The sequence below is a fragment of the Yersinia rohdei ATCC 43380 genome (assembly GCF_000173775.1).
Classification (GTDB): Bacteria; Pseudomonadota; Gammaproteobacteria; order Enterobacterales; family Enterobacteriaceae; genus Yersinia; species Yersinia rohdei.
This window is the reverse complement of the sequence record NZ_ACCD01000060.1, coordinates 1-8,652: the sequence shown is the minus strand read 5'-3', so window position 1 is coordinate 8,652 and position 8,652 is coordinate 1. Positions and strand designations below refer to the sequence as shown.

Genomic DNA, 8,652 nt, shown 5'->3' with positions numbered 1-8,652 from the left:
GTGATACTGACAATGCCAATGGCAGCATCGCTCCTATCTTTGATAAAGAGAAGGAGCAGAACCGCCTGAAAGAAGCCCAGCTCATTGGTGAGATAGGCGGTCAGGTCAGTGATATCGTACGCACACAGGGCAAAATAGCGGAAGAAAAAGCGCTGAAAGACCCGGCCGCTATTCAAGCGGCGAAAGAGGCGCTGGCCCAAAAAGGTATCCTGACGCCAACGGAAGAACAACTGACCACCCAGATACGCAATACCGCCATGGCGCCTTATGGCACCGGCAGTGCCCTGCAACAGGGGATTCAGGCGGCAACGGCAGCGATACAGGGGCTGGCTGGCGGTAATATGGCGCAGGCACTGGCGGGAGCCTCAGCGCCGTATCTGGCGGAAGTGATTAAGAAAAGTACCGGAGATAATCAGGCGGCCAACGCCATGGCCCACGCCGTGCTGGGTGCCGTCACCGCCTATGCCAGTGGCAACAATGCGCTGGCGGGTGCAGCGGGTGCGGCGACGGCAGAACTGATGGCACCGGTGATTATCGCAGCGATGGGTTGGGATAAGAACAATCTCTCGGAAGACCAGAAGCAGACGGTCAGTGCGTTGGCCACTCTGGCCGCAGGGCTGGCCGGTGGTTTGACCGGTGACAGTACCGCGGATACGGTTGCAGGTGCGCAAACAGGGAAGAATGCGGTGGAGAATAACTTCCTGAGTGTCAGCGAGAAGACTGAACTTGAGCTGGCGAAGCAGAAACTCCAGAACAGTAAAGACCCAGTGGAACGCGAACAGGCCCAACAGAAAGTTAACGAACTGATGGAACTGGATATTAGTCGTGACAAGAAGGTCATCGAGGCTTGCGGGAATGGTGGCGCGGGCAGTGTTGCCTGTGCGAGTGCAAGATTGGAAGTTATTGTGGCTAAGGGAGGGTATGAAACCGGGGAGTACAACAACAAAGTCAGTCAGATGTACCCGGATGCTTACGGCCAGATAGTGAACCTGCTGAATATCACCAGTGTTGATGCGCAGAATCAGCAGCAGGTGAAGGATGCGATGATCAACTACTTCATGATTACAGCGAAAGTTGATTACCAAACAGCGAAAGCGTACACAGAAACTAAACAGGGAATGGATATCATTCTGGCATCTATTACACCGCTTATTGGCGTACCTGCGGCTAACAAGTTGAGTTCATTAGGAAAAGAAGCTAATACGACGGCATCCCTATTGAATGAGATGTCTTCCCAAGGAATAAAATACTCCCCACAGAATATTGTCCAAGTTACTAAGAACTCTGATGGAAAGATAATTTTCCTTGAAACAGGTAGCCCAACCTCTGGTTTACAACATATCATTAAAGAACATGGTAGTCAGTTCACACAGATCGGAGTCTCTGAGTCTCAAATACCCAATGTCATTATGAAGGCAGTTGCTGATGACAAAATTGTCGGTTATCAAGGTGCTGGCTCTGGTCGGCCAATATATGAAACTACTATAAATGGGAGAAAATATAACATAGCTATTACTGTGGGCAGTAATGGCTATGTTGTCGGTGCGAATTTACGAGGTGAAGTGAAGTGAAAAAAATTAAATTAATGGCTGATTACGAGTGTTATCCGTTATGGGGTACTACTCCTGATGATTTTGGTGACATCTCGCCGGAAGATCTTCCAATATCATCCAATCTTAAAGATAGAATCTATAGCTGGGCTAAAAGGTATGATGCAATACTCAATATGGATGATCCCGCATCCTCAGGATTTAAGGATAAAGAGGAAGAAGAAAAATTTATAACGGATGGGTGTGAGATTGCACAGCATTTACAAGATGAACTAGGTAGTCAATATGAAGTTATATATCATTCTGAATACTAAGCACCTCGTTCCCTGTGAACTGATCCTAAAAGTTGAACAGTAGCACACCTACTGCATGAGCGTCGCCGCTGCGCAGCTTCGGGGGTGTTCAGCACCTGCGCACCGTTTTATACTCTGCTGCATAATAATTTCCTCAGGTATTCATTCTCATGGCGCGCAATAAATCCCCGCGAAAACGAAAAACCAGCAAAACCGGTAAGCCGAGTATTTCCCCGGCAGCCACATGCATTCCCCACAGAGCTTACCCAAAGCGATTTCTGGTCTCTGTACCACCAGAAAATGACGACCACGCACCGACTGAGTTCTTTTATGACTCGCAGGATGAGGCCGTTCGACACAGTGTGACGCAGGGGCCACAGTTGTTTCTCGACACCCAGCGTTACCCACCTGTCGTCAATATTATCCGGGGGGTTGAGCGCAACTGAAATCAAAAAGTTGATGTAAATGGCACTTCAACAAATGAGGTTTATCGTCATGATTTTTATTCAATAATGATTGAATCTCTTTTGGCGTTGTCTATGCTTGCCTTTACGATTTTATTTGCTGTTTTTATATATAAGGAATTAGGTGGAGTTAGATTTGGGCGCGATTTTTTTTATTTTTTGACTATATATTTTTTTGCTCAGGTAAGAAACCAAATGCTGCCGCGCTATCAGCCTTTTTTATTTTTATATTTGGATCGGCATTTAATTACAAACAAGAAATTGACACTAATGATATTCTGATGGATATAGATTGGTTTTTAGGTGTTATCCTTTTTTTCATCCACTGTCGTTTTTTTCGATGTGGATTATGAAAGAAAAAAAGGCATTATTTTTTGTAAAAGAGCTTTTTTTTAATTTAAAATCACAACCTCGCTTCATAATTTTATGGTTGGCTGGGTTTCTATTTATCATATTGGTTACACATCGTATTTACCGTTGATTTTTTTACGAAAAATAGTAATATAAAAGGGTTTTAATATGTTATGTAATACATGCAGATTAGAAGAAGAAAATAAATCGTCTGGTTTATGTACTCACTGTGAAGATAAGGAGGCTGGAAAAATAAATGGCATTTTGTACCTCCCCGCTTTAGGAATTATAAGCAATACACTCGGTGGTTTTCTGAGTTTATATATTGTTTTTCCATTATTCATTAGCACTTATAATTACTCAGGAGAAGTAACAATTTACGGAGTGTGTTTATTATCGGTTTTAATTATAAATATCGCCATTACACTTTCTGCAGCATATTTTTTCTTTCGACGCAAGATGGAAACAGGAAAAACAATGATTATTTATTATATTTTTGGATTGTTTTATGCATTAATTGTTGTTGTCTTTCCAGCGCTTTATTATGAAGCAACGCCAACCAAAATAGACATTCGTACATTAGTGAGTAGTATTATTGGAGTAGTGGTCTGGATACCATATTTTCTATTATCTAAAAGAGTACCTGTCGTTTTCAGTAGGTAAATATTGTTGTGGAGAATAACCATCTAAATCTTGCCAATAAGATCGAAGTGGAACTAATAAAAAACTCGAAAGGAGATGAGTAAATGTACGCGAAACTGGTTATTTCTGGGGTTATGGTAACGTTAATGAGTGGATGTACAGCAGGTTTTAGGCCTTCGCTAGAAGACTATAAAGGTTCAGATTCAGCACGAATTCGCGCTGCATCAGATGGCAATACAGCTCTGCAATTTTTTGAAAAACAGACGAGTGGTTGCTATAAAAAAGTTTTAGAGCGCCGAATTACGTCTGGTCTGGCTGTTATGGGGATCCCTGTCACGGGAAATAAAAAAATAGGAATGCCAGACTCATCTTATAATAAGGGAGCTTTCATAAATGAATTTACTATCAAGCCAGGGCAACTAGTGAGAGTAATCCATTACTGGGTGGAAAATGGCTACTATCAAAATACTCAGCGATCTGACACTTATACATTCATTCCTCAACCAAATCATGATTACGATATCGTCGTTACTGGTTCAGAATTCTCAGGAGATAGTGTATCGGTAAGAGATCTGGATCCAAATGCTAAGATAGTAGATTGGAAAGTAAGTGAGATCTGTCCCTCCAGCATGTTCGACTAATTAAAAACGATCTCTGACACTGGCGCTGTCCAGCACAATGGGTAGCGCCCTGAATACTGCCGTCACCACCGCCAAAGAGGCCCGCTAAGAAAGCAATGGCCGCCTGGCTGCCCTCAGTGATGTGCAGGCAGCGAAAGCGGCAATGCCAGAAGCTCTCAATCAGAGTTGGTCGATTGATTTTATGCACGACGCGCTGGTGTGCGGTCGACGTTTCCGAACCTTCAACGTCGTGGATGATTTTAACCGCGAGGCTTTAGCCATCGAGATTGACCTGAATATCCCGGCGCAGCGAGTCGTCCGGGTACTGGACAGAATAGTAGCAAACCGTGGATATCCACTGAAGATGCGGATGGATAATGGGCCGGAACTGATATCACAGGCTCTGGCGCAATGGGCTGAAACCATGGTGTGATGCTGGAATTTATCTGTTCAGAACACTGAATGAAGCACGGGAAATAACGGAGCGTTGGCTGAATGAATATAACAGTGAGCGGCCTCATGAATCCCTGAATAACCTGATGCCGAAAGAATATGGGCTGATGGCTGAGAAACTGGAAATCTCAAAAAATGCGTGGAACTAAAGCAGGGATACTTACTCCACCACTACGGAAATAGAATATGCAGATGGCATAATTCGCGCCCTAGAAGCTTATGATTCTGACATTCTGCCATCCTACATTTATCTGAACCAAACCCACCATGTGCAAGTATACAAAGATACTGTTTGGCAGCCTGTAGCTCGTTCACTGAAGGTGGCCGCACTAACTCATTAACCTTTAAAGCAAATTCTGGATAAGGCGTCTGCTCTGGTGCACATTCAATGTACCATTTCTGGCCGCACTCCATGCAGTGATACATGAATTGTGAGTAATCAAGCTGTGGCTCGAAATGCTCACTATCCGGTGTTTCGAAGTAGTGATTATGGATTAAGACCCCAAAAAACTGGAAGCCCCGATCCAGATATTCGATTTCAGCCACACAAGTTGGAAGTTTTTTACAATTACACATAGACCTAACCATTGAGTTGAACCGCGCAACGGATGCCCGTAGAACGCGAAGTGATAATTTGGGTGCCTTACAGCTCCAGGAGCTCTTGAACCCAATCGCCCCAGCATTCGCAACCAAGTTGAGACTCAACTGTATTTGGGCGGGATTCAAGCCACCATGCCTTTACCACTTCATATTCAGAGAACGTAAGCGTGAATGGACGCCAACGAGCCATCCTACCATCTTGATCACATGGGTCATTGCCAACCAGGAAAAATTCATTCAGAAAGGGTAAAGGTGGAAAATAGCCAGAACCGCTAATGACACCAAAGATGCCATAAAGCACTTTGGAGTTTTCATCTAAAACTCGTTTAGCATTATTAATGCTATCCATAGAAATCCATTTGTAAATAGACCCATTTTAGTTCCAAGTGTAAGACAGGCTGCAGTTGTCACAAGGATCCAGTTCAGCGCAGATACTCTTTTTCGTAGAGTGGTTTATGCTCCTCGAATCGCAACCGACAGGGAGCCCGCATGTTGGGATCGACTAATGGGCATGACATAGTGGCCACCGGTATGGCACGTTGATCGTCAATCTTGGTACTTGTCGCCTTCTGGCTCTGCTTCCCGGGCGCGAACAACGTCCCCTGCAACCTTGTTCAGAAAACACCCGGAAAGAAGGCTGGACTCGCATATATCAATCAACCTACTGATTTTAATGTTATTTATTTTTAACACTTAGAGCTTATACTCGCACTTAATACCCACAAACGAAAATCCGTACAAAATACTAGCAACAATGACGCTTTAATAAATTTGCTGCGCAAGCACCTAATACCACTAACGGCATTGTGCCCATATCCTCCTATCCCCTCCATTCTAGTTAATCCTGCCAGCACGAAGCTTTCTAGTTGGAGCCAACAACCATAGTACTAATAGGAGAACGGAATGTACCATCCAACTGTTTAACACAACGTTGAAGTGGAGCTTCATAAATAGCTTCTGAGCTAATTGTTACAAGAGTTAATTCAACAAGTTGATTATCTACCCATGTTGCCATGTAACTTTCTGGTGGTGTATCCAAAATGCTGAAGGCAACCTTAGATCCTTCGGGTTTTATATGTCTGGTAACTTGCGATTTGAGAAGTAAACTATTTTCAATTTTCCCCATAGTTAATCTATAACGGAGTCGTGTAGCATCACCTTCGGGTGATAATTTTAATGACTCAGGCTTAACAATATTTGATGTGCTGATAAGTACAATTCCCGCTGCTGATTTTTGTAGCGTGAAACTTGGTAGTAACATTTCTGTACGAGATACATCCATTACAGACATGCGCGTCGAATTAGCAATCCACATATCATCTAGACGGTGAGCAATATCCTTACGTTCTTCGATTGCCAGTGGTATCGCCTCCTTAATAATTGAAGAGCGGTTAACAGCCATGACAGTACTAGGATTCTGGCTACCAAATATCACATCTAGTATTCCTCTGGAGTCATGCTTTCCTGCTAGCAAAGGATCATTATAGGTCTCCCAACAGTTTGTCTGGACCAAGCCCATCATGAATAAAAATTGCTCAGTTAATGTTATATATGAATCACCAATACCATTGGAGTAAGAAGCGCCTATATCAGAGTGAGCCCCTGGCAAATAGATAGTATTAATTCGTTTTATAGGAGAAAACTGTGTACCTAATGGTAATGGTGTCTGATCAATATCTACCGTTGGGGTGAAAAATCGATTTCTGGCTTCATCTGTTGCAACAAAGTGGACAAGATAATCAACCGATTTGGGTATAGAGAGAACAAGTTTCTCCTGTTGACCCGTTGCGACTGTGTCGTAAAGCAATGCATAGAATCTAGGGGACTTCGCAACAAATTGTCCCGACTGAGAATTAAAATGAGTATCCCATTGGGAACTGACTATATTAATAAAATGCCTTGCTGTCGCCGCACCTCGGCTAAACCCAGTGACAAAAACACGAATATCCGTGTCAGGATTTTCATTCAGCCATAGTTGCACCTGCGTAAAGAATTTATCCTTCGCCTCTGTCGCAATTCTGACGCTACTGTCGCCAGAACTCGCATCCCAGTAATTAGTATTGCCATCTTGCATTCCCGCACCGGGATAATACTCATCCGCCTTTATAAGCTCAGCTATTCGGGCAACTAATGTCTCCCGCTCCCCAGATGGAACCCTAGTTCTATCATTAAGAGTACCATCAAAGGCTATCTTATAAATTTTAACCGGACGATCCCCAATAGGGTGTGTGATTAATGGTGCATTATTGACAATGCCTGTGATCTTTTTGATATCCTCAGAATCTGTCACTTTGACAGGTATACGACGCGCCCCTGAAACTAAGCTAGTGCAAGCGGTTAAAAAAATACTTAATAAGCAACAAAAGAGGATGATGATGAATCGGTGAATCAATTTCTCAGTCATTTAGTCCCTTAGAGTTTAAGTGATAACAAGTTGTTTATAATTAGATTTATTGCTTTTTAATATATTTACGAGTAAGCGTGATTATACAGTTAACGTGTTGCCAACATCTCTGGATAGTACTTTGCGATGATGTTATTCATCCTTTCGAACAGAGTTCCGGGTGCTTGAACGTTAGACGCACAGTTCCCTTCTGACAGTAGCGAATACTGAAGAAATCATCTTCGTAAACTTCCTTCGATGGGTTATCACGAATATGCTCCATTAGAGGCAGCCGCATAATCAGCAGGTGTGAAGTTAACAACCTGAACTGGGCCGCCGTCAGAACCTTCAATTCCATGGTCGATTTTGTCGCGCCAAGTTTTTTTCTGTCGATTTTTGAGCCAGAATATGACGGCGGCGGTGTCAGACGGGTAATGCTTAGTGATTTCTGTCTTGACTATTTTGTCGTTGATAACTCGGATATCGAGATCAGGAGCAACGAATCCCATTACCCTCTGGTACAAACTATCAACCACATTCCCGTCAGAAATGTCCTTTCCCTTTTTTATGGACTCGCAAAACTCTTTGTGGTCTTTTTTCCATCGGTTAATTGTGGCTTCGTTTACTTCGAAAAAGTCTACTAACTCTTTATCCGTATACCCAAGCAAGCACAGTTTGCGAGCCTGCTCGGCATACGCCTTCTGATACTTAGTTGGCCTAGCCATATCACTTCCTTAAACGCTCACCTTCTTTCGACTCTGACGGGGTGAACTTACCAACATACAATTCAATGAACTTTTCATTAATCATGTTTGACATAAGGTCTTTATGCCATGCGCGCATAGATTGAGCAGCGCGCGGCCAATCCACTTGCTCTTTTTTGTCGGTGAGCTTTGCCATATTTATTCCTTAGTAGGTATCCCCGGCATTGGCCGGGTGCTGGTGTGTAGGGAATTAGCCCCCGCCGTAGTCATTCGGAGATATGAGGGTGTTTTCAGTGATTGACTGTTTTGACGGGAGCTAAATTAAGGTAATAAAAAAGGCCCACCGAAGTGAGCCTTAAACTTGATTACAGAATTATTTAGCGAATTTTTCAGCCTCTTCGCGAGTAGCGATAAAGCTTTCGCCAAGACCAATCGCAATCAGTATTCCTACGATATAGCCTGCTAGCTTGCTGTTTAAAATTTTCTTGAGCATAAAACCTCCAATTCAGAGGAATAGTCATATTATGCCATTTTCATCACGCGCAATAGGTTGTTAGCTTACAACATTCGGCTGAGCACTTGAGAATAGAGC

General features: G+C 43.3%; 9 protein-coding genes and 3 pseudogenes. 7 read left to right on the top strand and 5 right to left on the bottom strand.

Features of this window, described 5'->3' with window-relative positions; genetic code table 11:
- The 6 genes and pseudogenes from YROHD0001_RS20865 to YROHD0001_RS19405 form a co-directional block, all read left to right on the top strand.
- Positions 1 to 1,571, top strand: a 1,571-nt coding sequence (locus tag YROHD0001_RS20865) for a VENN motif pre-toxin domain-containing protein (protein ID WP_282645158.1), incomplete at its 5' end; no start/stop codon positions are given.
- Positions 1,568 to 1,864: a hypothetical protein gene (locus YROHD0001_RS0119040; RefSeq protein ID WP_050413258.1), complete on the top strand. Its 297-nt coding sequence runs from the start codon at positions 1,568 to 1,570 to the stop codon at positions 1,862 to 1,864. The genes YROHD0001_RS20865 and YROHD0001_RS0119040, both read left to right, overlap by 4 nt.
- A 149-nt stretch (positions 1,865 to 2,013) precedes the next feature.
- Entirely contained in the window at positions 2,014 to 2,289 is a 276-nt protein-coding gene (locus YROHD0001_RS0119035) for a hypothetical protein (RefSeq protein ID WP_032818532.1), read from the top strand.
- 537 nt (positions 2,290 to 2,826) lie between these two features.
- Positions 2,827 to 3,321 (top strand): DUF2569 domain-containing protein, encoded by a 495-nt coding sequence (locus tag YROHD0001_RS0119025; protein WP_032818531.1) that lies wholly within the window; start codon positions 2,827 to 2,829, stop codon positions 3,319 to 3,321.
- An 83-nt stretch (positions 3,322 to 3,404) separates the two neighbouring features.
- Positions 3,405 to 3,941: a hypothetical protein gene (locus tag YROHD0001_RS0119020; protein ID WP_032818529.1), complete on the top strand. Its 537-nt coding sequence runs from the start codon at positions 3,405 to 3,407 to the stop codon at positions 3,939 to 3,941.
- Positions 3,942 to 4,080: 139 nt separating this feature from the next.
- Positions 4,081 to 4,522: pseudogene (locus tag YROHD0001_RS19405) on the top strand (DDE-type integrase/transposase/recombinase); the annotation flags it as partial.
- Between the two features lie 494 nt (positions 4,523 to 5,016).
- Here YROHD0001_RS19405 and YROHD0001_RS0119010 read toward each other — a convergent pair.
- A complete protein-coding gene (locus tag YROHD0001_RS0119010; protein WP_032818525.1) occupies positions 5,017 to 5,322 on the bottom strand; it encodes a hypothetical protein in 306 nt (101 codons plus the stop codon).
- Between the two features lie 72 nt (positions 5,323 to 5,394).
- Between YROHD0001_RS0119010 and YROHD0001_RS20995 the strand changes: the two are divergent.
- Positions 5,395 to 5,604: pseudogene (locus tag YROHD0001_RS20995) on the top strand (ISL3 family transposase); the annotation flags it as partial.
- 231 nt (positions 5,605 to 5,835) lie between these two features.
- Here YROHD0001_RS20995 and YROHD0001_RS00250 read toward each other — a convergent pair.
- The 4 genes and pseudogenes from YROHD0001_RS00250 to YROHD0001_RS20620 form a co-directional block, all read right to left on the bottom strand.
- Entirely contained in the window at positions 5,836 to 7,377 is a 1,542-nt protein-coding gene (locus YROHD0001_RS00250) for a DUF2235 domain-containing protein (protein WP_004716899.1), read from the bottom strand.
- An 89-nt stretch (positions 7,378 to 7,466) separates the two neighbouring features.
- A pseudogene (locus tag YROHD0001_RS20790) lies at positions 7,467 to 7,642 on the bottom strand (DUF4942 domain-containing protein); the annotation flags it as partial.
- On the bottom strand, positions 7,623 to 8,081 hold the full coding sequence (locus tag YROHD0001_RS0119005) for a hypothetical protein (protein ID WP_032818524.1): 459 nt from the start codon (positions 8,079 to 8,081) through the stop codon (positions 7,623 to 7,625). The gene YROHD0001_RS0119005 and the pseudogene YROHD0001_RS20790, both read right to left, overlap by 20 nt.
- Position 8,082: 1 nt before the next feature.
- Positions 8,083 to 8,256: a hypothetical protein gene (locus tag YROHD0001_RS20620; RefSeq protein WP_004716897.1), complete on the bottom strand. Its 174-nt coding sequence runs from the start codon at positions 8,254 to 8,256 to the stop codon at positions 8,083 to 8,085.
- Positions 8,257 to 8,652 lie beyond the last annotated feature (396 nt).

Coding starts and splice junctions, on each gene's coding strand:
- YROHD0001_RS0119035 (WP_032818532.1), top strand. CDS start 2,014: ATGGCGCGCAATAAATCCCCGCGAAAACGAAAAACCAGCAAAACCGGT.
- YROHD0001_RS0119025 (WP_032818531.1), top strand. CDS start 2,827: ATGTTATGTAATACATGCAGATTAGAAGAAGAAAATAAATCGTCTGGT.
- YROHD0001_RS0119020 (WP_032818529.1), top strand. CDS start 3,405: ATGTACGCGAAACTGGTTATTTCTGGGGTTATGGTAACGTTAATGAGT.
- YROHD0001_RS0119010 (WP_032818525.1), bottom strand. CDS start 5,322: ATGGATAGCATTAATAATGCTAAACGAGTTTTAGATGAAAACTCCAAA.
- YROHD0001_RS00250 (WP_004716899.1), bottom strand. CDS start 7,377: ATGACTGAGAAATTGATTCACCGATTCATCATCATCCTCTTTTGTTGC.
- YROHD0001_RS0119005 (WP_032818524.1), bottom strand. CDS start 8,081: ATGGCTAGGCCAACTAAGTATCAGAAGGCGTATGCCGAGCAGGCTCGC.
- YROHD0001_RS20620 (WP_004716897.1), bottom strand. CDS start 8,256: ATGGCAAAGCTCACCGACAAAAAAGAGCAAGTGGATTGGCCGCGCGCT.